Source organism: Actinokineospora guangxiensis, from assembly GCF_042657845.1.
In the GTDB taxonomy this organism is placed as follows: domain Bacteria; phylum Actinomycetota; class Actinomycetes; order Mycobacteriales; family Pseudonocardiaceae; genus Actinokineospora; species Actinokineospora guangxiensis.
On the sequence record NZ_JBHSKF010000007.1, the window covers coordinates 287,713 to 312,381 of the forward strand.

Sequence of the window (24,669 nt, forward strand, 5' to 3'; positions counted from 1 at the left end):
CCTAACTGGGCGGGGCGGGCGCGGGGCAGAGCGGCTTGGCCGGGATTCTTCGGTTCCGCAGAGCGAATCCACAGCCGGTTCCCAGGATGCGGACCGATGGTGGGGGCATGACCACACCGCAGCCGCCGTTCTGGCCCCAGACCCCGCCCGCTCAGCCGCCCTACGGCGGCGGGCCGTTCCCCCCGCCCGCGCCGCCCGCCAAGCGCCGGGCCTCGCGGACCGTCGCGCTGGTCGCGGCCGCGGTGCTGGGCGGCGGCGTCATCGGCGGCTCGGCGGGAGCGCTGGTCGCGGGGATGGACTCGCCCGCCGCCGCGCCCGCGGTCAGCGCCACGTCAGCGGCGGACACCGCGCCGCTGGACGTGAGCGCGATCGTCGACAAGGTGATGCCGAGCGTGGTCGAGGTCACCACCCGCTCGGGGTCGGCGCAAGGGGTCGGGTCCGGGGTGGTGGTGAGCGCGGACGGGCGCGTCATGACCAACTACCACGTGATCGCGGGGGCGCGCGAGATCGTCATCACCTTCGCGGACGGGTCGCGGGCGCCCGCCCGGGTGGTGGGCGGGGACCAGCAGTCCGACCTCGCGCTGCTCCAGGCCGAGGGCGTGACCGACCTCACCCCAGCCGAGCTGGGGGACTCGTCGTCGGTGAGCGTGGGCGACTCGGTCATCGCCATCGGCTCGCCCGCCGGGCTCCAGGGCACCGTCACCACGGGCATCATCAGCGCCGTCGACCGGGATGTGTCGATCTCCTCCGGGCGCGGGGGCGGGGTGTCCTACAAGGCGCTGCAGACCGACGCGTCGATCAACCAGGGCAACTCCGGCGGGCCGCTGTTCGACGGCGCGGGCCGGGTCATCGGGATCAACTCGGCGATCTACTCGCCGGTCTCGGGCGCCGACGGGTCGGCGGGCAGCGTCGGCATCGGCTTCAGCATCCCGATCAACACCGCCAAGTCGGTCGTCGAGCGCTTCGGGTGAGTCACCCCAGCGGGTCGCTGTCGCGCAGCGTCGCCAGTTCGGCCGCGGGGTCGAAGTCGCCCGCCGGGGGCTGGGGGGCCATGGCCTCCAGGGTTTCCAGCAGGATGTTCGCCACCGCCCAGTTGCGGTACCACTTGCGGTCGGCGGGGATCGCGTACCAGGGGGACTCCTCGGTCGAGCAGCGCTCGATGGCGACGGCGTAGGCACGCTGGTAGGCCGACCACTTGGCGCGGGCCGTCAGGTCGGCGGAGTTGTACTTCCAGTGCTTGGCGGGTTCCTCAAGGCGGGCGATGAGGCGTTCGCGCTGTTCTTCCGGGGAGATGTGCAGGAAGCACTTGACGACGGTGATCCCGGCGCCGGTCAGCTCGTCCTCGAAGGCGTTGATCGCCGTGTAGCGCGCGTTCAGCTCACCGCGGGGCGCGAGGTTCTCCACGCGGGCGATGAGGACGTCCTCGTAGTGGGAGCGGTCGAAGACGCCGACGTGGCCCGCGGGCGGGACCTGGCGGCGGATGCGCCACAGGAAGTCGTGGCGCAGTTCGGCCCTGGTGGGCTTCTTGAAGGAGGCGATCCTGATGCCGAGCGGGTTCAGCAGGCCGACGACGTGCTTGATGGTGCCGCCCTTGCCGGAGGTGTCCATGCCCTGCAGGACGAGCAGCACGCCCCGGGTGGACTCGGCGTAGAGGGCCTCCTGCAGGGCGGCCAGGCGGGAGCCGATGGCCGGGAGGGCGGCGACGGCGTCCGATTTGGTCTTCGGGCCGACCGGCGTGGAGCGTGGTTGGGGCAGGTCGCCGGTGGTTACCCTCAGGACTTCGCGGACGGTCTTCTTCGCCATGCAGCGCAGGGTAGCCCGCATTCGAGCGGGCCGCTCGCGAACGTTTCCAAAGCGCGCGGGCTCAACCACGCAACGTTTGCCCGCCGAAAGCAACGTTGGGCGGATGAAATCGCCGCTGCCCTCCCCTTAACCTGGCCCCATGACCGCGACTGCCCACGGCACCGACCTCATCGGCTTGGACGAGCGCTGGAGCCCGCACAACTACCACCCGCTGCCGGTGGTGATCGCCGAGGCCGAGGGCGCGTGGGTGACCGATGTGCACGGTCGGCGGTACCTGGACTTCCTCGCCGGGTACTCCGCGCTCAACTTCGGGCACCGCCACCCCGCGCTGGTCGCGGCCGCCGTCGAGCAGCTCGGGCGGGTCACGCTGACCAGCCGCGCGTTCCACCACGACCAGTTCGGCCTGTTCTGCCAGGAGCTGGCCGAGCTGACCGGCACCGAGATGGTGCTGGCGATGAACTCCGGCGCCGAGGCCGTCGAGTCCGCGGTCAAGATCGCCCGCAAGTGGGCCTACCGGGTCAAGGGCGTCCCGCAGGACACCGCCGAGATCATCGTCGCGGGCGGCAACTTCCACGGCCGCACCACCACGATCGTGTCGTTCTCCACCGACGCGGTCGCGCGCGCCGACTTCGGCCCGTTCACCCCCGGCTTCACCGTCGTGGAGTACGGCGACGACCAGGCCCTGGCCGAGGCGATCACCGACCGCACGGCCGCCGTGCTGGTCGAGCCCATCCAGGGCGAGGCGGGCGTCGTCGTGCCGAGCGCGGACTACCTGCGCCGCGTCCGCGCCCTCTGCGACGAGCACAACGTGCTGTTCATCGCCGATGAGATCCAGTCCGGCCTGGCCCGGACCGGCACGCTGTTCGCCCTGGACCATGCGGGCGTGCGCGCCGACGTCTACACCCTCGGCAAGGCGCTCGGCGGCGGCATCCTGCCGGTGTCGGCGGTCGTCGGCCGCCGGGACGTGCTCGGGGTCCTGAAGCCCGGCGAGCACGGTTCGACCTTCGGCGGCAACCCGCTGGCCTGCGCGGTCGGCCGCGCCGTGGTCCGGCTGCTGTCCACAGGGGAGTTCCAGGAGCGCTCGCGGGCGCTCGGCGCGCACCTGCACCGGCGGCTGGGCGAGCTGGTCGGCCAGGGTGTCACCGAGGTCCGCGGGCGCGGCCTGTGGGCAGGGGTGGAGCTGACTTCGGTCGCCGGGCGCGCCGCGTCGGAGGCGCTGATGGCGCGCGGTGTGCTGTGCAAGGAGACCCACGACACCACGCTGCGCGTCGCGCCGCCGCTGGTGATCACCGAGGCCGAGATCGACCACGGCGTCGCCGCGATCGCCGAGGTCATCACCGAGCTGGGCTGAGCCGCGCTCCCGCGCCGGATCAGCGCACCAGCAGGAAGACCACACCGCCGACCAGCGGCCCCGTGAGCGCGCCGACCACCACCTGGGCGGCGGTGTGGTCCCCCAGCACCACCCGCGACCAGCACACCGCCGCCAGCGCGGCCAGCAGCGCCAGCGCCCACGGCCCGTAGAGCAGGGTGACCATGGCGACCGCGCCGCCCGCGACCGCGGCGTGCAGCGAGATCTTCCAGAACCGGGTCACCGCCAGGCACACGACCAGGGTCGCGGCCATGGCCAGCGTCAGCGCCAGCACCTCCCGCGGCGCGCCCGCCCACACCAGCAGCGCGACGCCGACCGCCGTCGAGGCGAGGCCGACCAGCAGCGGCACCGTGCGGTGCTCGCGGTCGCGCACGTGGTGGCCGTCCCAGCGGCCGGCGCGGGCGCCGCGGACGATGAACAGCATCGGCAGCACGCTGGAGAACAGCGCCACCGCCAGTCCCCAGCCCAGCGCGGCCCCGAGGTGCCCGGTGGCGTGCCAGGCCACGACGACCGGCAGCACGAGCACCACGACCGCGGGGGACAGCACCTCGGTCGCCGCCTTGGCCAATACGATCTCCACGCGATCGATACTGGCAGACCCATCCACCCCGACCGGCGTGCCGAATGCGGGGAGGACCGCCCACGACCTGAGCAGATCGGAGCCGCTGTGGCCGAACGCGCACCTGTCGCCGCCACCCTCGCCGAGCTGGCCGAAGGGGTGCTCGGCGCACCGCTGCCGGTGCGTCTGCGCGCCTGGGACGGCAGCGAGGCGGGCCCCGCCGACGCACCGGTCGGGGTGCTCAGGAACCGGCGGGCGCTGCGGCACCTGCTGTGGAGCCCGAACGAGCTCGGTCTGGCCCGCGCCTACGTCAGCGGCGACCTCGACGTGCAGGGCGATGGCCTCGGCGGAGGGGTCGACAAGGCGCTCTCGCTGTTCTGGTCGATGAACCGCGACGGCGCGAAACCGACGCTGTCGGTGCGCGACAAGCTCGGCCTCGTGCGCTCCGCGGCCCGCCTCGGCGTGCTCGGGACCCGCCCGCCGATCCCGGAGGCCGAGGCCCGGCTGCGCGGCGAGGAGCACAGCAAGGCCCGCGACGAGGCCGCGATCTCCCACCACTACGACTTCTCCAACGCCTTCTACCGCATGGTGCTGGACCCGCAGATGGCCTACTCCTGCGGCTACTGGACCTCCGACGCGCCGGACTACACCGTCGAGGACGCGCAGCGCGACAAGCTCGACCTCGTCTGCACCAAGCTGGGCCTGGAGCCCGGCATGCGGATGCTGGACGTCGGCTGCGGGTGGGGATCGCTGGCCATCCACGCGGCGCGGCACTACGGCGTGCACGTCACCGGCATCACGCTGGCCCGCGAACAGCGCGAGTTCATCCTGGGCAGGCTGGCCGAGCTGGGCATCGCCGACCGCGTCGACATCCGCCTGCAGGACTACCGCGATCTGGGCAGCGACCCGGCCGACGAGCCGTTCGACGCCATCGGCACCCTGGAGATGGGCGAGCACGTCGGCCGGGCCAACTACCCGGTCTACGCCGCGACGCTGTTCCGGATGCTCAAGCCCGGCGGCAGGCTGCTGCTCCAGCAGATGTCGCGCGGCGCGACCGCGCAGGGCGGCGGGGCGTTCATCGAGACCTACATCGCCCCGGACATGAACATGCGCCCGGTCGGGCAGACCGTGGACCTGCTGGAGCGCGCCGGGCTGGAGGTGCGCGACGTGCAGGCCCTGCGCGAGCACTACGTGTGGACGGTGCGGGCCTGGTGGGAGACGCTGGAGGCGCGCTGGGACGATGTGGTGGCGCTGGTCGGGGTCGAGCAGGCGAGGGTGTGGCGGCTCTACTTCGCGGGCGGGGCGCTGGCGTTCGAGGAGGGCAGGATGGGGGTCGACCAGGTGCTGGCGGTGCGGCCGACGCCGACCGGGGGCAGCGGGATGCCGCGCACCCGGGCTGAGCTGCTCGCGAAGCGGGTGGGCACATGATCTTCCTCGCCACGGCGATCGCGGTCGTCGTGTTCATCGGTGTGGTCTTCGGGATCAGCGTCCGGCTGGGCAAGTACGACACGATCGACACCGCGTGGGGCCTCGGGTTCGGCGTGATCGCGCTGGTCGCACTTGCACTGTCCTATGGGGACGGACCGAACGCGCTGCGGATCACGGTCACCGCACTGACGGTGGTGTGGGGCGTGCGCCTCGGGGTGCACCTGCACATCCGCAACCACGACAAGCCCGAGGACCGGCGCTACGTCGCGATCCAGAGCCGCGCCAAGGGAAACCCCCGACTGCACATGCTGCGCGTGGTGTTCCTGACCCAGGGCGTGCTGATGTGGATCATCTCGCTGCCGGTGCAGGTGGCGCAGACGGGGTCGGCCGAGTTCCACGCGCTGGCCTGGGTCGGCGTCGCGCTGTGGGTGTTCGGCTTCGCCTTCGAGACCATCGGCGACGCCCAGCTGACCCGGTTCAAGGCCGACCCGGCAAGCAAGGGCAAGGTCCTCGACACCGGGCTGTGGCGCTACACGCGGCACCCCAACTACTTCGGCGACGCCTGCGTGTGGTGGGGCCTGTACCTGATGGCCTGCCACTCGTGGTGGGGAGCGGCCACGGTCGTCGCCCCGCTGATCATGACCTACCTGCTGGCCAAGGGCACCGGCAAGCCGCTGACGGAGAAGCACCTGAGCTCCAGCCGCCCCGGCTACGCCGACTACGTCGCCCGCACCAGCGGGTTCTTTCCGCTGCCACCGAAAGGAAACCGATGAAGACCGGAGACAAGGTCGCCGACTTCACCCTCGCTGACGAGACCGGCGCCGAGCGCTCCCTGTCGGAGTTCCTCGCCAGCGGGCCCGTCGTGCTGTTCTTCTACCCGGCGGCGATGACCGGCGGGTGCACGGCGGAGAGCTGCCACTTCCGGGACCTGGCCGCGGAGTTCGCCGAGGTCGGCGCGCACCGGATCGGAATCAGCCCGGACTCGGTCGGCAAGCAGGCGGAGTTCTCCACCATGCACGGGTTCGACTACCCGCTGCTGTCCGACCCGGACGGCAAGGTGGCCACCCAGTTCGGCGTCCGCCGCCGCTTCGGCCCGCTGCTCACCAAGCGCAAGACCTTCGTCATCGACACCGACGGCACTCTGCTCGGCGACGTCAAGAGCGAGCTGCGCTTCACCGTTCACGCCGACCAGGCGCTGAGCATCCTGCGCGAGCGCAAGGCCAAAGCCTGAACCGCGAGGCCTGATCCCGCCCAGCGACAGCGGCCGCCGGTCCTGATGACCGGCGGCCGTTGTCGTTGTCGCGGAACTACTTCGGGGGCTTCACGATCACGTCGGCCGGGACGGCGGCGTCGGTGCCCAGGGCGTCGAAGAGGCGCAGCGCCTTCTCCCGGTCCCAGCGGATCACCGAGCCGACGCCCTGCACGCGCTCGCTCCCGCCCATCGGCACCGTGGTGGTGACCAGGTCGCTGGAGCCCATCGCCAAGGCCAGCGGAAGCAGATTGTGCAGGTGGTCGCCCTCGTCCACCGTCACCGCCTCGGGTGCGGCGGCGACCAGCGGGATCACCCGGAAGGGGTTGATCATGGTGCCGAAGCTGGTGGCCTTCTCCGTCAGGGCGCTGATGAACTCGCGCTGGCGGATGACGCGGTCGAGGTCGGCGCGGGGACCGACACGGGTGCGGACGTAGCCGAGGGCGTCGGGGCCGGAGAGTTCCTGGCAGCCCGCCTTGAGGTTGATGCCCGCGAGCGGGTCGTTGATGGGGTTCTTGAGGCACATCTCCACCCCGCCGACGGCGTCCACTAGGTCGGCGAAGCCGCCGAGGCCGATCTCGATGTAGTGGTCCATGCGCAGGCCCGTGGTGGTCTCCACGGTCTTGGCCAGCAGCTCGGGTCCGCCGAAGGCGTAGGCGGCGTTGAGCTTGTTGCGGCCCTTGCCCGGGATCGGGACGTAGGAGTCGCGCAGCAGGGACACCAGGGTCGGCGGGGTGTCGTTGTCCGGGATGTGCAGGAGCATGATCGTGTCCGTGCGCCTGCCCTCGGGCGCGCCGGTGTTCAGCTCTTTCTGCCGGTCCTCGGAGAGATCCTCGCGGCTGTCGGAGCCGACGATGAGCCAGTTCGTGCCCGCCCCCGCCGCGGGCCTGCCCTCGTACTCGGTGAGGGCGGCGGTGCGGTTGAGCGACGTCTCGCCGTAGATCCAGAGCCCGCCGACGATGGTCAGCAGCACCAGCAGCACGACCAGCACGATGCGCCCCGGCCTGCGCCGCTTGCGCTGGCGCGGCGGCGGCCCCGGCGGCGGCCGGTGCCCGCCCTGGCCGAACCCGCCCTGGTTGTGCCCCTGCGGACGGCCTTGGCGGTGCCCCTGCGGTCCGTCCGGGTGGTAGGGAGGCGGCCGGTGCCCGCCCTGGCCGTAGCCGGGCTGACCCTGTCCGTAGCTCATGGAAGTACCACCCGATCGCGTCATCAGCGTTCCCTGCCCGGTGGGAGTCTCCCACCGCTCACCAGGGAGACGTCCCACGGGTGGGCGAGGTTGCCACAAGCCGACCGCGGTCGGCTTGTGGCCGCCTCCACCGCGTCCTCGGGGGCGGCTACCGCCCGATCGAGAGCTGGCGGACGTTGAGGTAGCCGGAGCGGAAGCCAGCCTCGCAGTAGGCCAGGTAGAACTCCCACATCCGCCGGAACGTCTGGTCGAAGCCCAGCGCCGCCACCCGCTCCCACCGGTCCAGGAAGCGCACCCGCCACTGGTGCAGGGTCTCGGCGTAGTCCAGGCCGAAGTCGTGCACCGCGTGCACGCGCATGCCGGTGTGCTCGGTGACGGTGCGCTCGATCGACTCGTTCGACGGGATGATGCCGCCGGGGAAGATGTACTTGTGGATCCACGTGTACGACTCGCGCGTGGCCATCATGCGGTCGTGGGGCATGGTGATGGACTGCAGGCCGAAGCGGCCGCCGGGCTTGAGCAGCCGGTCGACGGTGCTGAAGTAGGTCGGCCAGTAGCGCTCGCCGACCGCCTCGATCATCTCCACGCTGACCACGGCGTCGAAGGAGCCCTGGGCCTCGCGGTAGTCGCGCAGCACGACCCGGACGCGGTCGGCGACGCCCGCTTCGGCGATGCGGGTCTCGGCCAGCGCCTTCTGCTCCGCCGACAGGGTGTGGGTGGTGACCACGGCCCCGCGCTGCGCCGCGCGGATGGCCAGGGCGCCCCAGCCGGTGCCGATCTCCAGGACCTCGCTGCCCGCGCCGACGCGGGCGTGGTCCAGCACGCTGTCGATCTTGCGGAGCTGGCCCGCGCGCAGGTCGGTCTCCCCGGGGGCGAAGAGGGCCGACGAGTAGGTCATGGTCTGGTCGAGGAAGGTGGCGAACAGGTCGTTGGACAGGTCGTAGTGGCGCTGGATGTTGCTGCGCGAGTTCTCGACCGTGTTCTCCTCCGCGGCGGGCTGGCGGCGGTCGACCCAGCGGCGGAACGCCTGCAGCCGCGGCGGGATGAGGGTGCTCATCCGCGCGGCGAACTCGGTCAGCAGCTCCACCAGCGCGGTGCTGGTCCAGTCGCCCGCCATGTAGCTCTCGCCGAAGCCGATCTTGGCGTCGGCGCCGAGGCGGTGGAAGAACGCGCCGGGCCGGGCGATGTGCATGACCGGCGAGCCCGGTCCGCCCGCTCCGGCCTGGTCGCCGTCGGCGTAGACGACGCGCACGGGCAGGCCGCGCACGGCGTTGGCGAACAGCGCGCGGGCCACGCGGGCGCGCAAGGGGCTGCGCGGCGGGGTGAACAGCGATCCCCACCTGTCCCCGGACGGATCGGGGCGGTCCGTCTCACGGGTCGGCATCTCGGTCACTGGACACCCTCCTGGGGCACGTGCTGGGGTCGGGGGACAACGGGGACTCGGCGCAGCCAGAGCGCGACGCCGTGCCTGCGGATGAGGGCGCTGACCCGCTGCGGCAGGAGCCGCCCGCGCAGCACCATCCGCACCACCTCCCCGATGGTGGGTCGCACCCGCGCGCCGGTGAGCGTCGCGGTGAACGGTGTGGTCCCGTTCTGTTCGAGCGTGACCGCGACGGAAAGCCTGTCATCGGGAAGCGGCACCCGCATCAGGTAGCGGCCACCCATCTCCAGGAAGGGGGAGACGTAGAACTGCTTGTCCACACGGGCCGCGTCGTGCTCGTCCGGACGCAGCAGGTAGCAGTGCCGTTCGCCGTAGGTGTTGTGCACCTCGGCGACGACGCACTCGACCTCGCCGTGCTCGTCGTGCACCCAGAAGACGGTCAGCGGGTTGAACACGTAGCCCAGCACGCGCGCGTTGGCGAGCATGAGCACCCGTCCCCGGACCTGGACGCCCTGCCCCGCCAGCCAGGCCGCCAGGTTGTCCTTGATGGACCTGGTCGGGTCGCCGAGGTGGTCGGCGGCGCGGAAACGGGCGAACGGCCCCAGATCGGGCAGCCGGTCGAGATCGACCAGCCAGTAGTGCACCTTGTGGCGGAACGTGCGGTCCATGCGCTCGCGGCGGGCGTGGGCGACGGTGCTGTCGTAGAGGACGGCGTCGGCGAGTCTCGGCGTCACGGTGTGGACCCCGAGGGTCGCGCCCACCCCGTGCCGAAGTGCTCGGCCGCGCGGACGCCGGAGGCGCAGCCGTCCTCGTGGAAGCCCCACCCGTGGTAGGCGCCCGCGTAGGCGACGCGGGCGTCGTTGAGGCCGGGCAGCTCGCGCTGCGCGGCCAGCGACTCGGGGGTGTAGATGGGGTGCTCGTAGACCATCCTGCGCAGCACCTTGGCCTCGTCGACGCGGTCGGGGGCGTTGAGGGTGACGACGTAGCGCTCGGGCTCGGTGAGCCGCATCAGCCGGTTCATGTCGTAGCTGACCCGCACCGGCCCGTCGGCGACCGAGCAGGCGGGCTTGAGGTAGTTCCACGACGCCGCCGCGCCCGCCGCCGTGGGCAGGACCGCGGTGTCGGTGTGCAGCAGGGTCTCGTTGACCGAGTACTCGAAGGCGCCCAGCACCCGGCTCTCGGCGGCGGTGGGCTCGGCGAGCAGGCGCAGCGCCTGGTCGGGGTGGGTGGCGACGACCACCTTGTCGAAGGTGTGGACGTCGTCGGCGTCGTCGCGGACCTCGACGCGGTCGCCGTGGCGCAGGACCGCCCGGACCGGCGTCGACACGTGCACCGCGGACAGGCCCTTGGCGGCCCGCTCGACGTAGCTGCGCGAGCCACCGACGACCGTGCGCCACTGCGGGGAGCCGGTGACGGCCAGCATGCCGTGGTGCTGGAGGAACTCGAACAGGTAGCGGGCTGGGTAGCGCATCGACAGCTCCGGCCCGGCCGACCAGACGGCGGAGACGACCGGGATGAGGAAGTGGTCCACGAAGTAGCGGGAGTAGCCGCCGATCACCACGAACGCGCGCAGGGTGACATCGCCCGGGTCCTCGCGCAGGACGCGCCGCGCGTGCACGTGGAAGCGCTTGATCTCGGCGAGCATGCGCAGGTAGCGCGGGTTGGCGAGGCTGGCGGGCTGGGCGAAGAGGCCGCGGGGGCCGCGCGCGCCCGCGTACTCCAGGCCGCAGCCCTCGCAGCGCACGCTCATCGACATCTCCGAGTCGCGGGTGGCCACGCCCAGCTCGCCGAAGAGCCGCAGCAGGTTGGGGTAGGTGCGCTCGTTGTGCACGATGAACCCGCTGTCCACGGCGGCGACGCGGCCGTCGGCGGTGGGCAGGTCGTGGGTGTGGGCGTGACCGCCCAGCCGCTCGTCGGACTCGAACAGAGCCACGTCGTAGCGGCGCTGCAGGAGGTAGGCGGCGGTGAGGCCGGACACCCCGCTGCCAATCACCGCGACCCGCTCGCGAGCACCCTGCACGGTGTCCTCCCTCTACATCGGCACCCGCAGGCCATCTGGTGCGGGCTGTCGCCAGGCATTCGTAATCACCGGATCGAGAGGTTTGGTGCCGAGCGCGCCGAGGGCGAAGGACGTGGTCAGCCTGGTCCAGGCGGGGGCCTTGCGGAGCATGCCGTGGCCCGCGCCCGCGACGTCGAAGCGGGCGACGCGGTCGGTGACGGCGCGGGCGCGCTCGGCGAAGCGGAAGGAGGCCCGCGGGTCGGTGGTGCGGTCGCGGTCGCCGTGGGCGATGAGCACGGCCCGGCCCGCCAGCTGCTCGACCGGCTCGTTCTTGATCCAGGGCGCGAGCAGGCACACCCCGACGACGCCGGGCGCCCCGGCCACGCGCAGCGCGACCCGCCCGCCCATCGAGTGCCCGACCAGCACGACCGGGATGTCGCCGTGCCGCTGCCGGACCTGCTCCAGCGCCCACTTCGCGTCCTGGACCGGGTGCTCGTGCGGCGGGTTCCACCCGCGGTAGCGGTTCTTGAGCAGGTAGACGGCCACGCCGTCACCCCGTCGGGCGATGTCCTTGGCGAACGGGACCATCCGCAGGTAAGCGAGCTGGTGGGAGGCGACGGCGGCCGTGCTCCACTCCCGCCCGCCGTGCAGCACCACGACGGCGGCCTCGGCGTCGCCCCCGCTGAAGGAGCGCAGGCTGGGGCTGTGTTCGGTCACACCGTCATCTTCGCAAGCCCGGGGCCGGAAGGATTGGTCGCGGCGCGCGTGTCGTGGGCCACGGCTACTCTGCGGCCGTGATCGAACACGTGGGTGTGACCACGGCGGCGGGCACCTTCGACGGCATCACCGCGGGCGAGGGCAGGCCGGTGCTGCTGCTGCACGGCTTTCCCGAGGCCGCCTCGGCCTGGGAGCACCAGGTGGTGGCGCTGGCCAGGGCGGGCTACCGCGCGCTGGCCGTCGACCAGCGCGGCTACTCCCCCGGTGTGCGCCCGGCCGACCCTGGCGACTACCACGTGGACGAGCTGGTCGGCGACGTGCTGGCCATCGCCGACGCCTGCGGCTGGGACACCTTCGACCTCGTCGGCCACGACGTGGGCGCGGTGGTCGGCTGGCACACCGCCGCCGCGCACCCCGACCGCGTGCGCACGCTGGCCGCGCTGTCCGCGCCGCACCCGTGCGCGCTGGCCGAGGCGGCCCGCACCGACGAGGACCAGGCGATGCGCTCCCAGCACCTGACGCTGTTCAAGGAGCGCTCGGCCGAGCGGCGGCTGCTGGCCGACGACGCCGCCGCCCTGCGCGCGGTCTTCGAGCACCGGCTGCCGCCGTCGGCGGTCGCCGACTACGTGACCCGCCTGTCCGAACCGGACGCGCTGAGCGCCGCGCTCAACTGGTTCCGCGCGTCGCGGCGGCCGGTGCTGCCGGACCCGGTCTCGGTGCCGGTGCTGTACCTCTGGGGCACCGAGGACGTCGCCGTCGGCTCGACGGCCGCGCTGAGCTGCGCGAAGTGGGCAAATGGTCCATACCATTTCGAGATGCTGGACGAGGTGTCGCACCGGCCGCACTGGGACGCGCCGGAAGCCGTTGCGGCCCTTCTGATCGCGCACCTGACGTAGTTCTGGATCACCACGGGGCAACAGCGCTAAGCTGCTGCCCCATGACCGCCGGACTCCTCCTCGCCGCGGGCGCGGGAACCCGGTTCGGCATGCCCAAGGCGCTGGCGCGCTTCCGCGGCGAACTCCTCGTCGACCACGCGGTCCGCGCGCTCGTCGACGGTGGCTGCTCACCGGTGGTCGTGGTCGTCGGAGCGGCGGGCGAGACCGTCGCCGAGCACCTGCGCGGCACCGGCGTGCGGGTGGTGGCCAACCCGGACTGGGCGCAGGGCATGGGCTCGTCGCTGCGCGCCGGACTCGCCGCCCTCGCCGGGGAGAGCGCGGCGGTCGTGCTCACAGTGGACACCCCCGGCATCACGGCGGCGGCCGTCGCCCGGCTGGTCGAGCGCTCAGCCCCGGACGCCCTGGCCCGCGCGACCTACCACGGCAGGCCGGGGCACCCCGCGCTGATCGGCGGCGAGCACTGGGCCGGTGTCGCCGAGCTGGCCGTCGGCGACACCGGCGCCCGTCCCTACCTCTCCGGCAGGCCCGTGGTCGACGTCCCGTGCGAGGACGTCGCCGACGGCGCCGACGCCGACCGCCCGCAAGACCTCATCCGACTTGGAGGCCCCGTGGACACCTACGGCGAGCTGGCACTCGCGCACCTGGCGAAGGTCGCCGAGCACAACGCCGACGCCCTGGACGACGCCGCCGACCTCGTGCTGGCGTGCGTGCGCGCCGACGGGATCGTGCTGACCTCCGGCGCCGGGCACTCGCTGGCCGCGGTGGCCGAGACGTTCTTCCGCGCAGGCGGCCTCGCCTGCGTGCGCCCGCTGGTGCACGACGACCTCCAGGTCTTCGGCGGCGCCCGCCAGGCCACCGCGGCCGAGCGCCGCTCCGGCCTGGCCGCCGAGGTCTTCGCCGGAGTCGCGCGCACCGGCCACGAGGTGCTGTTCATCTTCTCCAACTCCGGGGTCAACCCGTTCCCGGTGGAGCTGGCCAAGACCGCGCTCGACGCGGGCTGCCCGGTCGTCGCGGTGACCTCGCCCGCGTCGTCGGCGGGCGCGACCCGGCGCGCGGGCGGTCTGCTCGCCCACCACGCCACGATCGTGCTGGACACGCTGACCGGCCCCGGCGACGTCGCCTACCCCCCGGCCTCCCCGGTCACCTCGTCGCTGTCCACCCTGTGCAACGCGTTGCTGTGGAACCTGCTGCTGGCCCGCCTGCACGACCGCGCCGAGGCCGAGGGCATCACCCTCCCCCGCTGGCGCAGCTCCAATGTGGAGGGTGGAGACGCGGCCAACGCCGGGCTGCTCGACTCCTACGGCGAACGCGTCCCCAACCTGGGCTGACCGGCCCGCTCAGGCGGGGACCATTCCGGCGGCGGCGAACTCGCGCACGTGCGCGAGCGCCGTGGCCTCGAACGCGGCGTAGTGGGCCCGGCGGGCTTCGCCGGTGATGGCCTCGCCGATGTGCAGGACGCCGTCCTCGGAGACGGTCTGCGGCTTGTCCTCGGCGTCGGTCAGCATCGCGACCCGGCTCTCGCCGAAGCCGCAGTAGTAGGCGATGCCGTCGTTGAGCTGGGCGGACAGGAAGGCGTGCATGCCCTCGGTCATCGGGTCCTCGGCGGAGGCGCCCGCCAGGCCGAGCCACAGCACGCGCTTGCCCGCCAGGCGGGGCTTGCTGCGGCCGTAGGCGAAGCCGTAGTTCCACACCCGGTCGATCCAGCCCTTGAGGATCGCCGGGACGTTCTGCCAGTAGACGGGGAAGGCGAAGACCACGAGGTCGGCGGCCAGCAGGCGCTTCATGTGGGCCTCGGTCTCGGCCGAGTAGAGCTTCTCCCGGTTGCCCCAGTCGGGCTGGTCGGCGACGGTCATGCGCGGGTCGAAGCCCTCGTGGTGCAGGTCGAGCACGTCGACCTGGTAGCCGCCCGCGGCGAGTTCGCGGGCGGCGAGCCCGGCGATGTGGGCGGTGAGGGAGTCGGGGCGGTGGTGGGCGAGGACGACGAGCGCGGTGGCGGTCACGGTTTCTCCTTCTGCTGAGGTGATCCCATTCCACCGGTGATCGTCTAGACGTTCCATGGCTGGAAGTCTCCGATCCATGTCCGAACGTATACAGTCGCGGGCATGGACCCGTTGAGCGCGCTGTTGAGCGGCATCCGCGCGGAGGGCTCGGTGGTGGCCCACGCCGAGCTGTCCGCGCCGTGGAGCATCCGCTTCGCCGACCGGGCGCCCCTGGTGATGGTGACGGTGGTGCGCGGCGGCGGCACGCTGGTGCTCGCCGACGGGACCCGGCGCGCGGTCAGCGCCGGGGAGACCGCGGTCGTGCAGGGCGCCCAGCCGTTCCAGCTCACCGACTGCCCGGAGACGCCCACCGCCGCGCACGAGCAGTACGAGATCGCCTGCTTCGTCGGCGACGGCTGCTCCGACGGGCAGCCCCTCGGCGGCGAGCACCCCGACGCCGAGGTCTCCACCGCCCTGGTCGTCGGCGCGTACCGGGCCAGCGGGCAGCGGCACAAGCGGCTGCTCCAGGCGCTGCCCGACGTGCTCGTCGTCAGCGGGGAGAGCGACCTGTGCCCGTGGCTGGAGGGCGCGGCCATCGAGATCACCACGCACGGCGCGGGCGCGCAGGCGCTGATGGACCGGCTGGTCGACTGGGGCCTGGTGTGCACGCTGCGCGAGTGGCTGGCCGGGCAGGGCGACCGCGCCCCCGGCTGGTACCGCGGGCTCTCCGACCCGGTCGTCGGCCCCGCCCTCGACGCCATCCACGGCGCGCCCTTCGCCCGCTGGACGGTGGCCGACCTCGCCGCGCGGGCCCGGGTGTCGCGGGCGCTGCTGGCCCGCCGGTTCACCGAGGTGATGGGCCAGCCGCCGCTGGCCTACCTGACCGAGTGGCGCATGGTCGAGGCCGAGGAGCTGCTGCAGGACCCGGGCCGCACCGTCGGCCAGGTCGCCCAGGCCGTCGGCTACGCCGACGCGTTCGGGTTCAGCTCGGCCTACAAGCGGCTGCGCGGCATCACCCCGACCGAGTTCCGCACCCGCGCGTCCCGCCCGGCGGAGTCCCCGGAGTCCCCGGCGGTGTCCCCGGCGGTGTCCCCTGTGGTGTCCGCGGTGGCGTCTCCGGTGGCGTCTCCGGTGGCGAACTGAGTGCGGTGCAGCTCGGCGTAGCGGCCGTCGGCGGCCAGCAGGTCGGTGTGCGTGCCCTGCTCCACGATCCGGCCGTCCTCCACCACGAGGATCTTGTCCGCGGCGCGGACCGTGGACAGCCGGTGGGCGATGACGATCGCCGTGCGCCCGCGCAGGGCGCTGGTCAGCGCCTCCTGCACCGCGACCTCCGATGAGGAGTCCAGGTGCGCGGTCGCCTCGTCCAGCACGACCACCTTCGGCTGGGCCAGCAGCAGCCGGGCGATGGTCAGCCGCTGCCGCTCGCCGCCGGAGAGGCGGTAGCCGCGCTCGCCGACGACGGTGTCCAGCCCGTCGGGCAGGGACGCGACCAGAGCGCGCAGCCGGGCGGCGTCGAGGGCGTTCCACAGCTCGGCCTCGGTGGCCGACGGCGCGCCGTAGGCCAGGTTGGCGCGGATGGTGTCGTGGAACAGGTGCCCGTCCTGGGTGACGACGCCGACGGCGCCGCGCAGCGCGGCGAAGGACAGCTCGCGCACGTCCACCCCGGACAGCCGCACGGCGCCGGACTCCACGTCGTAGAGCCGCGGCACCAGCGAGGCGATGGTGGACTTGCCCGCGCCCGACGAGCCGACCAGCGCCACCAGCTGACCCGGCTCCGCCGTGAAGGAGATGCCGTGCAGCACCTCCGTGCCGCCGCGCCGGTCGAGCACCGCGACCTCCTCCAGCGAGGCCAGGGAGACCTTGTCCGCCGACGGGTACCCGAAGCGCACGTCCTCGAACTCCACCGACACCGGGCCCGCGGGCAGGGCGCGCGCCCCGGGCCGCTCCTCGATCATCGGCTTGAGGTCCAGCACCTCGAAGACGCGCTCGAAGGACACCAGCGCCGTCATCATGTCCACGCGCGCGTTGGCCAGCGCCGTCAGCGGCGTGTAGAGCCTGGTCAGCAGCAGTGCGAGGGCCACCACCGTGCCCGGGGCCAGCTCGCCGCGCAGGGCCAGGTAGCCGCCGAGCCCGTAGACCAGGGCCTGGGCGAGCGCGGACACCAACTGCAGCCCGGTCATGAACCAGCGGGTCGCCATCGCGGTGCGCACGCCGATGTCGCGGACCCGCCCCGCCCGCGCGCCGAACTCCCCGGCCTCGGCGCCCGGGTCGCCGAACAGCTTGACCAGGGTCGCGCCGGGCGCGGAGAAGCGCTCGGTCATCTGGGTGTGCATGGCCGAGGTGAGGTCGGCCGATTCCCGCTGCAGCTCGGCCATCCTGCGGCCCATCCGGCGGGTGGGCAGCACGAACACCGGCAGCAGCACCAGCGCCAGGGCGGTGACCTGCCAGGACAGCGTGAGCATCACGCCGAGGGAGAGCAGCAGCTGGATGACGTTGGTGACGAGCCCGGCCAGCGTCGAGGTGAACGCGCGCTGCGCGCCGAGGACGTCGTTGTTGAGCCTGCTGACCAGCGCGCCCGTGCGGGTGCGGGTGAAGAACGCCACCGGCATCCGCTGGACGTGCTCGTAGACGGCGCGGCGCAGGTCGTGGATCAGGCCCTCGCCGATGCGCGCGGACTGCCAGCGCTCGGCCAGGCCGAGACCCGCGGCCACCACCGCGAGCGCGGCGATGGCCACCGCGAGCCACACCACCGTCGAGGCCGACGAGCCCGCCACGATCTCGTCGACCACCCGGCCCGCGAGCAGCGGTGTGCTCACGGTGAGGACCGCGCCCAGCACGGTCAACCCGAGGAAGGCCGCCAGCCTGCCGCGGTGCCTGCCGCTGAACGCCCAGACCCGCCGCAGGGTCCCGGCCCGCAGCGCCTTGGGTGTGTCCGCGGCCCGCATCGAGCCGCGCATGAACGTGCGCGCGTTGTCCACCGACCGTCTCCCCTCGAACCCCAGCCAGGGTCCAACGCCGGGACGCTCGGGGATGTTCCCCGCACACGCTCCGGGTAACCGCTCGGGCACAGCCGGGAGCGGGGGGCGACGCCGAGTCCACACCGGACTGGTGCGGCCCGGGATCGATCATGCGGATGGGACAAGCCCATTCCGCTGTCGATTCGTCGGATCGAACCGGTTTCCGCAGCGGATTCCGATGTTGGCACCACACCGGAACCGCTGCGATCGCCGGCTGGCGACTACTTCTTCTTGGTGCGGGTCGCCCCGCCCCTGCCCCGCAGGGTCACACCCGACTCCGAGAGCACGCGGTGCACGAATCCATAGGACCGTCCAGTGCTTTCCGCGAGCGCTCGGATGCTGGCGCCCTTCTCGTACTTCCTCTTCAGATCGCCGGCCAGCTTGTCGCGCGTGGCGCCAGTGATCCGCGCGCCTTTCTTGAGGTCAGCCACGTTTCCGCCTTCCGTCGCGAGTGGCAGGGGACCACGGAAGACCCCTACCGCCGCAATGATCGAACACAGTCGCGCGGAATGCCAGACGAGATGGCGAAAACGTGTCCAACACGGTGATCACGGCCGATACCGAAGTGGGGACGGTCCGTGATCTCTCATTTGTCGATCCCCAGGAAAACGGGGTTATCTACGCAAGTTGCACGAGTTCGAGGTAGTCGGCGGACCAGTGATCCTCGCTGCCGTCGGGCAACAGGATCACCCGCTCGGGTTGGAGGGCCTCCACCGCGCCGGGGTCGTGCGTGACCAGCACGACCGCCCCGGAGTAGCGGCGCAGCGCGTCGAGGACCTGCTCGCGGCTGGCCGGGTCCAGGTTGTTCGTGGGCTCGTCCAACAGCAGCACGTTGGCCGCGCTGGAGACCAGGCCGGCGAGCGCGAGCCGGGTCTTCTCGCCGCCGGAGAGCGTCCCGGCGGGCTGGTCGAGCTGCTCGCCCTGGAACAGGAAGGTGCCCAGCAGCGAGCGCAGCTGCTGCTCGGGGGCGTCCGGGGCGGCGTGGCGCACGTTGGCCCACACGCTGGCGTCGTGGTCGAGGGTCTCGTGCTCCTGGGCGTAGTAGCCGATGCGCAGGCCGTGACCGGGGACCACGCTGCCGGAGTCGGCCTTCTCCATGCCGCCCATGAGCCGCAGCAGGGTGGTCTTGCCCGCGCCGTTGAGGCCGAGGATCACCACCCGCGAGCCGCGGTCGATGGCGAGGTCGACGCCGGTGAAGACCTCCAGCGAGCCGTAGGACTTGCTCAGGCCCTCGGCGGTGAGCGGGGTCCGGCCGCAGGGGGCGGGCTCCGGGAAGCGGATCTTGGCGACCTTGTCGGCCTGGCGGATGTCGTCGAGGCCGGAGACGAGCTTCTCGGCGCGCTTGATCATGTTCTGGGCGGCGACGGCCTTGGTCGCCTTGGCGCGCATCTTGTCGGCCTGGGCCATGAGCGCCCCGGCCTTCTTCTCGGCGTTGGCGCGCTCGCGGCGGCGGCGCTTCTCGTCGGCGGCGCGCGCGTCGAGGTAGCGCTGCCAGCCCATGTTGTAGAGGTCGACCTCGCCGCGGGTGGCGTCGAGGAACCACACCTTGTTGACGACGTCGCCGAGCAGCTCGACGTCGTGGCTGATGACCACCAGGCCGCCGCTGTGCTGCTTGAGGAAGCCGCGCAGCCAGCCGATGGAGTCGGCGTCGAGGTGGTTGGTGGGCTCGTCCAGCAGCAGGATCGTGCCGGAGCCGCCGCCCGCGCCCGCCTCGGAGGCGGCGAAGAGGATGCGCGCCAGCTCGACGCGGCGGCGCTGGCCGCCGGAGAGCGTGCTCAGCTGCTGGGCGAGGATGCGGTCGGCCAGGCCGAGGTTCGCGCAGATCCGCGCCGCCTCGCTCTCGGCGGCGTACCCGCCGAGCGCGGAGAAGCGCTCCTCCATGCGCCCGTACTTGCGGACGGCCTTCTCCCGGGCGGCCTCGTCGGCCAGTTCGGCCATCGCCGACTGGGCCTTCTCCATCTCCCTGGCCAGCTCGTCCAGCCCGCGCGCGGAGAGCACGCGGTCTTTGGCGGTGACCGACAGGTCGCCTTCGCGCGGGTCCTGCGGCAGGTAGCCCAGCTCGCCGGTGCGGCGCACGCTGCCGCCGTAGGGCTCGCCCTCGCCCGCGAGGACGCGCAGCGTGGTGGTCTTGCCCGCGCCGTTGCGGCCGACGAGGCCGATGCGGTCGCCCGGCTGGATGCGCAGCGCGGCGTCGGCGAGCAGGATGCGCGAGCCCGCGCGCAGTTCCAGGTCAGTGGCGGTGATCACGAGAGATTCTCCGAACGGGTGGTCGATCAGGGCAGGGGACATCGGCCCGCGTGCTTCGGCCCGCGGGCGGCACCTGCCGATCAGTCGATGAAGACCACGCCCCGAGTGTAGCCGCAGGGCGCGACCCGGTTTCCCACCCTCGCTACTAAGCGCTCGCTTAGCTACAGTGCCCGCTATGACTACTGCCGAGTACTCGGGGAAGACCGCGCTGGTCACCGGGGCCAGCCGCGGCATCGGCCTGGCCATCGCCACCGAACTGGCCCGCGGCGGCGCCGCGGTCACCCTGACCGCGCGCAAGCTGGACGCCCTGGAGGCCGCCGCCGCCCAGATCCGCTCGGCGGTGCCCAGGGCGCGGGTGCTGGTGGTGGCGGCCAACACCGGCCGCGACGACGACCGCGCCGGGGTCGTCGAGGCGGCGATGGCCGAGTTCGGCAGCCTGGACGTGCTGGTCAACAACACCGGGATCAACCCGGTCTACGGTCCGCTGGTCGACGTCGACCTCGACGGCGTGCGCAAGATCTTCGACACCAACGTCGTGGCGGCGCTGGGGTACGTGCAGCTGGCGGCGAAGGCCTGGATGCTCGAACACGGGGGCGCGATCGTCAACATCGCCTCGGTCGCCGGGCTGCGCTCGACCGGCGTGATCGCGGCGTACGGGGCCTCGAAGGCGGCGCTGATCCGGCTGACCGAGGAGCTGGCCTGGCAGCTCGGGCCGAAGATCAGGGTGAACGCGGTCGCGCCCGGGGTGGTGAAGACCCGCTTCGCCGAGGCGCTGTACGCCGAGGGCGAGGAGCGGACCGCGTCGTCGTACCCGATGAAGCGCCTGGGCACCCCGGAGGACGTCGCCGAGCTGGTGGCGTTCCTGGCATCGGAGCGCGCGGCCTGGATCACCGGCGAGACCGTCCGCGTGGACGGCGGCCTGCTGGCGACCGGCACGCTGGGCTGAGCCCGGTGGCGGGTCCGCGCGGACCCGCCACCGGCAGATCCTAGCAGTTCCCGGCCACCGGCCCGTTGACGCCGGTCCAGAGGAACGCGTCGCTCATCCAGGTTCCGTCGGAGAGCCGGTTCCACAGGCTGGTGCTCCCGTAGCGCCCGGTGTGCGATGTGCCGTTGGCCGAGCACGAGACGGTGACCGTCGCGCCGTCGGTCACGGACCCGACGACGCCGTACCCGGTGCCGGGGCCGGAGCGCTTGTTGACGCTGCCGCCGCCGTTGGTGTCGACCACGCCCTGGGTGAAGCCGAGCGCGCCGTAGTTGTAGAGGGAGCCGCCGGGGTAGACCCGGGCGCTGCCGTGCAGCGCGGAGCCCTGGTAGGCGGCGCCGCCGTTGGCGGGGGTCCACTTGCCGATGCTGTGCCCGGCGATGTCGACGTAGGCGCTGTTCTGCCGCAGCGCGAAGTGCACGTGGCGCCCGAGCGCCGAGCCGCCGCAGGTGACGTCGGTGCCCGTGTCCCCGAGGTAGGCCCCCGCCGCGACGGGGACGCCGTTGACGTTGATGTTGTTCCAAAGATGGTAGTAATCGGTGGCGTAGCCGCGGTCGTGGATCACCCGGACCCACCCCTTGCACATCGTGTACGCCGTCCCGGCCCGCACGGCCCGAACCCGCTGGTCCCCGCCCGCGAGGTCCAGCGAACTCCACGGCCGCGGCGCCCCCGCCCAGCCGTGCGGCCCGCCGGGCATCGCCCAGGTCTGCCCGGTGGCCCACGGCAGCGCCATCCCGGTGCGGAAGTCACCCCCGGCCTGCGTCCCGTTCTGCTTGGCGAACAGGGGCTTCTCCACCACGTTCACCAATGGCGACTTGGCCGCCAGCTCGGCGAACGCCTGCTGCCCGTCGAGCGCCGCCCGCCAGCCCTTCGGCGTGCGCTCGGCGAGGAACAGCCACCCGTCGGGCATCTTGTCGGTCCCCGGCGCGCCGTGGGCGACGGCGGTGCCGAACGCCCATCCGTCCGCGGACCGGGTGATGGTGACCTTGGGCGAGGCCCCGGCGGGCATCGCGGCGATGACGGACGGGACCGGGTCGCCCGGCGGGGCGGCGGTGGTGGTCGGGGCGAAGAGGACAGCTGCCGTGAGGGTGGCGGCGGCCAAGACAGGGATGCGTAAGGCAGGGGACACGCGACCTCCTGTGTGCGAGTGATCGCACACAGTATGAGGACGGTTGGTGGAGAAGTCACGAGACATGCGACGACAGCGGCGCCAACGAGTGGCCGAGCCTCCCGATCCCCCGCACATGGACACGGACCCCTGATTGCGCAACGGGTGGAGCGTCATCACCTCGGCCCCGACGAACTCTCAGCTGGCTGGAGTGCTCGCCGGCTTCGTGTTCACGGGGATCATCATCTTGTTCGGGCGATCCGGCCGCGCGAACACCAGGACGCTCGGGGTGTTCTGCGCCGCTTTCGTCGTTCTGGCGTTCGACAGCTACCTGTTCAGCCTCATCTCCGCGTGTGGTCGGGCAAGCTGTCCCGCCACATGGCGCTGGGCGTGGCGGGTGGGGTGACCCTTCTTTTGGGGATGGCGTCCCTCGACACATCTACGTGGCCACCGGTCAGACACGGGGCCCACTCATCCTCACGCTGTGCTTCTACGGCGTGCCGATCCTCGTCGTGGGCATCGCCGCCGTCCTGTCGCGGAAGCGGGCGACACGGGCTCGACGTGTGTCCGATGTCGTAGAGGCGCTCCCCCGCAAGTCCTCGGACACCGGCGATTCCCCTTCGGTCGGCGAAGCGGATGGAAAGCCAGGGCCGGGTGACCCATCGGCAAGCTAGGCAGCCGAATCCAGATCCTTCGAGAGCAGGGCGGCGATGTCGGCGAGGGCGGTCTCGGCGCCGTCGCCGTCGGCGGTCAGGACGACCTCCTCGCCGCCCGCGATGCCCAGGGACATCACCGCCAGGATGCTGGTGGCCGGGACGGCCTCGGCCTCGGTGCGGCCGATGCGGACCGGGGCGGGCGCGGCGGTGGCGGCTTCGACGAGGAGGCGGGCGGGGCGGGCGTGCAGGCCGACCTTGGAGCCGATGGTGACGCGGCGGGTGGGCATTGCGGTCTCCTTGCTTGGGGGGATGGGCTCCGGTGGCGTGGCTGCGGTGAGAGCGGCGGCTGCTCAGGGCTGGGGCCGCGCTTGGGGCGGCGCTACTTCAGGGCTCGGGCGGCCAGGTCGGTGCAGTCGGCGAAGGTGCGGGTGCGCAGGGCGGCGCGGACGGCGGGGACGGCGGGGGCCGACATCGACAGGCTGGTGACGCCGAGGCCGGCGAGCACGGGGGCCAGGCCGGGGTCGGCGGCGGCCTCGCCGCAGATGCCGACGGGCTTGCCGACGGTGGCACCCGCGCGGGCGACCATGTGCACCAGGGTGAGCAGCGCGGGCTGGGCGGGGTCGAGCAGGTCGCCGAGGTCGCCGAGCATGCGGTCGGCGGCGAAGGTGTACTGGGAGAGGTCGTTGGTGCCGATGCTGGCGAAGTCGACCTCGGCCAGCAGGGCGGGGGCGCGCAGGGCTGCGGCCGGGATCTCGATCATGACACCGACGTCGGTGAGCCCGGCGGCGCGGGCCGCGGCGGCGAAGTCGGCCGCCTCGTCGGGGGTGGCGATCATGGGGGCCATGACGCGGACCTTGGCGGTGTGCTCGGCCGCGGCCGCGGCGATCGCGTCCAGCTGCGCCTTGAGCAGGTCGGGGTGGCGGCGGGCGGTGCGGTAGCCGCGCACGCCCAGGGCCGGGTTCGGCTCGTCGGCGGCGGTGGCGAACGGCAGCGGCTTGTCCGCGCCCGCGTCCAGCGTGCGCACGGTGACCGGGCGGCCGGGGTACTGGGCGAACACCGCGCCGTAGGCGGTGCGCTGCTCCTCGTAGGTCGGCGCTTGCGTGCGGTCGAGGAAGAGGAACTCGGTCCGGAACAGGCCGACGCCCTCGGCGTCGACGGAGCCGCCGGGGTCGCCGCTGCCGATGTTGAGCAGCAGCGCGACGGGGTGGTCGTCGGCGGTGCGGCCGGGACCGGTGTGCGCGGCCAGCTCGCGGGCGCGCGCCTGGGCCGCCTCCCGCACCGCGACCACGGTCTCCTCGGCCGGGTCGACCTCCACCGAGCCCGCCGACCCGTCCACGATCACCCGGACGCCGGGGACCAGCTCGGCTGCCGCCGCGCAGGCCACCACGGCCGGGATGCCCATGGCCCGCGCGACGATGGCGGTGTGGCTGGTCGGCCCGCCCTTCTCGGTGATGATGGCCAGCACGCGCGCCGGGTCCAGCACGACGGTGTCGGCGGGCGCGAGGTCGACGGCGACGAGCACGTACGGCTCCTCCCCCTCCGGCAGGCCCGGCTTGGGCAGCCCGAGCAGGACGGCGACGGCCCGGTCGCGCAGGTCGGCCAGGTCGCCGACCCGCTCCCCCAGGTACCCGCCGATGGCGGCGAGCGCCTCCAGGTGCACGCCGAACGCCTCGTGCACCGCCCACGCCGCGGGTTCGCCGCGGTCGACGGCGGCCTTGATCCCGGCGGCGACGCTCGGGTCGCGGGCCATCATGACCTGGGTGTCCATGATGTCCCGCAGCTCCCCGGTCAGCCCGGCCGCCCGCGCCTCCAGCTCGGCCACGACCTCGTCCAGCGCGGCCAGCGCCGCGCCGTGTTCGTCGGGGCCGGGCGCGGGCTTGGCGGCGGGCAGCGCGGGGGCGGGGGCGAGCCGGGCCACCGGCCCGACCGCCGTCCCCGGGCTGGCCGGGGTTCCGGTCAGCATGTCGGCTCGATGGTGACCTTGATGGCGACGCCGCTGGCGACGGTGTCGATGGCCTCCAGGACACCGTCCAACGGGAGCCGGTGGGTGATCAGGTCATCGACCGGCACAGCACCGGTCGCGATCAGTTCAA

23 protein-coding genes and 2 pseudogenes are annotated in these 24,669 nt (G+C 72.8%); 11 read left to right on the plus strand and 14 right to left on the minus strand.

Features of this window, described 5'->3' with window-relative positions; translation table 11 throughout:
• Window positions 1–107: 107 nt before the first annotated feature.
• Window positions 108–971 carry a S1C family serine protease gene (locus ACFPM7_RS17265; protein ID WP_378248649.1) on the plus strand — a complete coding sequence of 288 codons (864 nt, stop codon included), beginning with the start codon at window positions 108–110 and terminating at the stop codon, window positions 969–971.
• 1 nt (window position 972) lies between these two features.
• Here ACFPM7_RS17265 and ACFPM7_RS17270 read toward each other — a convergent pair whose 3' ends face one another.
• Window positions 973–1,803 (minus strand): PPK2 family polyphosphate kinase, encoded by an 831-nt coding sequence (locus ACFPM7_RS17270; protein WP_378248650.1) that lies wholly within the window; start codon window positions 1,801–1,803, stop codon window positions 973–975.
• A 139-nt stretch (window positions 1,804–1,942) separates the two neighbouring features.
• Between ACFPM7_RS17270 and rocD the strand changes: the two genes are divergently transcribed.
• Window positions 1,943–3,154, plus strand: coding sequence for an ornithine--oxo-acid transaminase (rocD, locus tag ACFPM7_RS17275; RefSeq protein WP_378248651.1), 1,212 nt, complete (start codon window positions 1,943–1,945; stop codon window positions 3,152–3,154).
• A gap of 19 nt (window positions 3,155–3,173) precedes the next feature.
• Here the strand turns inward: rocD and ACFPM7_RS17280 are convergent, their stop codons facing one another.
• Entirely contained in the window at window positions 3,174–3,752 is a 579-nt protein-coding gene (locus tag ACFPM7_RS17280) for a hypothetical protein (RefSeq protein ID WP_378248652.1), read from the minus strand.
• An 87-nt stretch (window positions 3,753–3,839) separates the two neighbouring features.
• Between ACFPM7_RS17280 and ACFPM7_RS17285 the strand changes: the two genes are divergently transcribed.
• Genes ACFPM7_RS17285 through ACFPM7_RS17295 form a run of 3 tightly spaced genes read left to right on the plus strand, consistent with a single transcriptional unit; the run spans window position 3,840 to window position 6,390 of the window.
• The gene (locus tag ACFPM7_RS17285; protein ID WP_378248653.1) at window positions 3,840–5,159 is read left to right on the plus strand and encodes a class I SAM-dependent methyltransferase; all 1,320 of its coding nucleotides are present in this window, start codon (window positions 3,840–3,842) and stop codon (window positions 5,157–5,159) included.
• Window positions 5,156–5,932: a DUF1295 domain-containing protein gene (locus tag ACFPM7_RS17290; RefSeq protein ID WP_378248654.1), complete on the plus strand. Its 777-nt coding sequence runs from the start codon at window positions 5,156–5,158 to the stop codon at window positions 5,930–5,932. Before ACFPM7_RS17285 ends, ACFPM7_RS17290 begins: the two co-directional genes overlap by 4 nt.
• Entirely contained in the window at window positions 5,929–6,390 is a 462-nt protein-coding gene (locus tag ACFPM7_RS17295; RefSeq protein WP_378248655.1) for a peroxiredoxin, read from the plus strand. The genes ACFPM7_RS17290 and ACFPM7_RS17295 overlap by 4 nt, the downstream gene beginning before the upstream one ends.
• 76 nt (window positions 6,391–6,466) lie before the next feature.
• Here the strand turns inward: ACFPM7_RS17295 and ACFPM7_RS17300 are convergent, their stop codons facing one another.
• The 5 genes from ACFPM7_RS17300 to ACFPM7_RS17320 form a co-directional block, all read right to left on the minus strand.
• Complete coding sequence (locus ACFPM7_RS17300) at window positions 6,467–7,594, minus strand: LCP family protein (RefSeq protein ID WP_378248656.1); 1,128 nt, start codon at window positions 7,592–7,594, stop codon at window positions 6,467–6,469.
• A 148-nt stretch (window positions 7,595–7,742) separates the two neighbouring features.
• Complete coding sequence (locus ACFPM7_RS17305) at window positions 7,743–8,978, minus strand: class I SAM-dependent methyltransferase (protein ID WP_378248681.1); 1,236 nt, start codon at window positions 8,976–8,978, stop codon at window positions 7,743–7,745.
• A 5-nt stretch (window positions 8,979–8,983) separates the two neighbouring features.
• Window positions 8,984–9,709, minus strand: coding sequence for a DUF1365 domain-containing protein (locus ACFPM7_RS17310; protein ID WP_378248657.1), 726 nt, complete (start codon window positions 9,707–9,709; stop codon window positions 8,984–8,986).
• Window positions 9,706–10,995 (minus strand): NAD(P)/FAD-dependent oxidoreductase, encoded by a 1,290-nt coding sequence (locus ACFPM7_RS17315; protein ID WP_378248658.1) that lies wholly within the window; start codon window positions 10,993–10,995, stop codon window positions 9,706–9,708. The genes ACFPM7_RS17310 and ACFPM7_RS17315 overlap by 4 nt, the downstream gene beginning before the upstream one ends.
• 12 nt (window positions 10,996–11,007) lie before the next feature.
• Window positions 11,008–11,691 (minus strand): alpha/beta hydrolase, encoded by a 684-nt coding sequence (locus tag ACFPM7_RS17320; protein WP_378248659.1) that lies wholly within the window; start codon window positions 11,689–11,691, stop codon window positions 11,008–11,010.
• 77 nt (window positions 11,692–11,768) lie between these two features.
• Here ACFPM7_RS17320 and ACFPM7_RS17325 point away from each other — a divergent pair, with 77 nt between their 5' ends.
• From ACFPM7_RS17325 to ACFPM7_RS17335, 3 genes and pseudogenes are all read left to right on the plus strand, one after another.
• Entirely contained in the window at window positions 11,769–12,587 is an 819-nt protein-coding gene (locus ACFPM7_RS17325; protein WP_378248660.1) for an alpha/beta fold hydrolase, read from the plus strand.
• 41 nt (window positions 12,588–12,628) lie between these two features.
• Window positions 12,629–13,090 (plus strand): annotated as a pseudogene (locus tag ACFPM7_RS17330) (nucleotidyltransferase family protein); the annotation flags it as partial.
• 87 nt (window positions 13,091–13,177) lie between these two features.
• Window positions 13,178–13,915, plus strand: coding sequence for a sugar isomerase domain-containing protein (locus ACFPM7_RS17335; RefSeq protein WP_378248682.1), 738 nt, complete (start codon window positions 13,178–13,180; stop codon window positions 13,913–13,915).
• 9 nt (window positions 13,916–13,924) lie between these two features.
• On the opposite strand, the gene ACFPM7_RS17340 is transcribed toward ACFPM7_RS17335, so the two are convergent.
• Complete coding sequence (locus tag ACFPM7_RS17340; RefSeq protein ID WP_378248661.1) at window positions 13,925–14,587, minus strand: NAD(P)H oxidoreductase; 663 nt, start codon at window positions 14,585–14,587, stop codon at window positions 13,925–13,927.
• A gap of 102 nt (window positions 14,588–14,689) precedes the next feature.
• On the opposite strand from ACFPM7_RS17340, the pseudogene ACFPM7_RS17345 reads away from it, so the two are divergent.
• Window positions 14,690–15,544: pseudogene (locus tag ACFPM7_RS17345) on the plus strand (AraC family transcriptional regulator); the annotation flags it as partial.
• 14 nt (window positions 15,545–15,558) lie between these two features.
• Here the strand turns inward: ACFPM7_RS17345 and ACFPM7_RS17350 are convergent.
• The 3 genes from ACFPM7_RS17350 to ACFPM7_RS17360 form a co-directional block, all read right to left on the minus strand.
• Window positions 15,559–17,511, minus strand: coding sequence for an ABC transporter ATP-binding protein (locus ACFPM7_RS17350; protein WP_378248683.1), 1,953 nt, complete (start codon window positions 17,509–17,511; stop codon window positions 15,559–15,561).
• A 293-nt stretch (window positions 17,512–17,804) separates the two neighbouring features.
• Entirely contained in the window at window positions 17,805–18,014 is a 210-nt protein-coding gene (locus tag ACFPM7_RS17355) for a helix-turn-helix domain-containing protein (protein ID WP_378248662.1), read from the minus strand.
• A gap of 187 nt (window positions 18,015–18,201) precedes the next feature.
• Window positions 18,202–19,830: an ABC-F family ATP-binding cassette domain-containing protein gene (locus ACFPM7_RS17360; RefSeq protein WP_378248663.1), complete on the minus strand. Its 1,629-nt coding sequence runs from the start codon at window positions 19,828–19,830 to the stop codon at window positions 18,202–18,204.
• Window positions 19,831–20,005: 175 nt separating this feature from the next.
• Here ACFPM7_RS17360 and ACFPM7_RS17365 point away from each other — a divergent pair, with 175 nt between their 5' ends.
• On the plus strand, window positions 20,006–20,776 hold the full coding sequence (locus ACFPM7_RS17365) for an SDR family oxidoreductase (RefSeq protein ID WP_378248664.1): 771 nt from the start codon (window positions 20,006–20,008) through the stop codon (window positions 20,774–20,776).
• 40 nt (window positions 20,777–20,816) lie between these two features.
• On the opposite strand, the gene ACFPM7_RS17370 is transcribed toward ACFPM7_RS17365, so the two are convergent.
• Window positions 20,817–21,914 carry a peptidoglycan DD-metalloendopeptidase family protein gene (locus ACFPM7_RS17370; RefSeq protein WP_378248665.1) on the minus strand — a complete coding sequence of 366 codons (1,098 nt, stop codon included), beginning with the start codon at window positions 21,912–21,914 and terminating at the stop codon, window positions 20,817–20,819.
• Window positions 21,915–22,131: 217 nt separating this feature from the next.
• Between ACFPM7_RS17370 and ACFPM7_RS17375 the strand changes: the two genes are divergently transcribed.
• Window positions 22,132–22,326, plus strand: coding sequence for a hypothetical protein (locus tag ACFPM7_RS17375; protein ID WP_378248666.1), 195 nt, complete (start codon window positions 22,132–22,134; stop codon window positions 22,324–22,326).
• Between the two features lie 264 nt (window positions 22,327–22,590).
• Here ACFPM7_RS17375 and ACFPM7_RS17380 read toward each other — a convergent pair whose 3' ends face one another.
• A complete protein-coding gene (locus tag ACFPM7_RS17380) occupies window positions 22,591–22,863 on the minus strand; it encodes an HPr family phosphocarrier protein (RefSeq protein ID WP_378248667.1) in 273 nt (90 codons plus the stop codon).
• Between the two features lie 92 nt (window positions 22,864–22,955).
• Window positions 22,956–24,539, minus strand: a complete 1,584-nt coding sequence (ptsP, locus tag ACFPM7_RS17385) for a phosphoenolpyruvate--protein phosphotransferase (RefSeq protein ID WP_378248668.1) — start codon at window positions 24,537–24,539, stop codon at window positions 22,956–22,958.
• Between the last annotated feature and the right edge of the window lie 130 nt (window positions 24,540–24,669).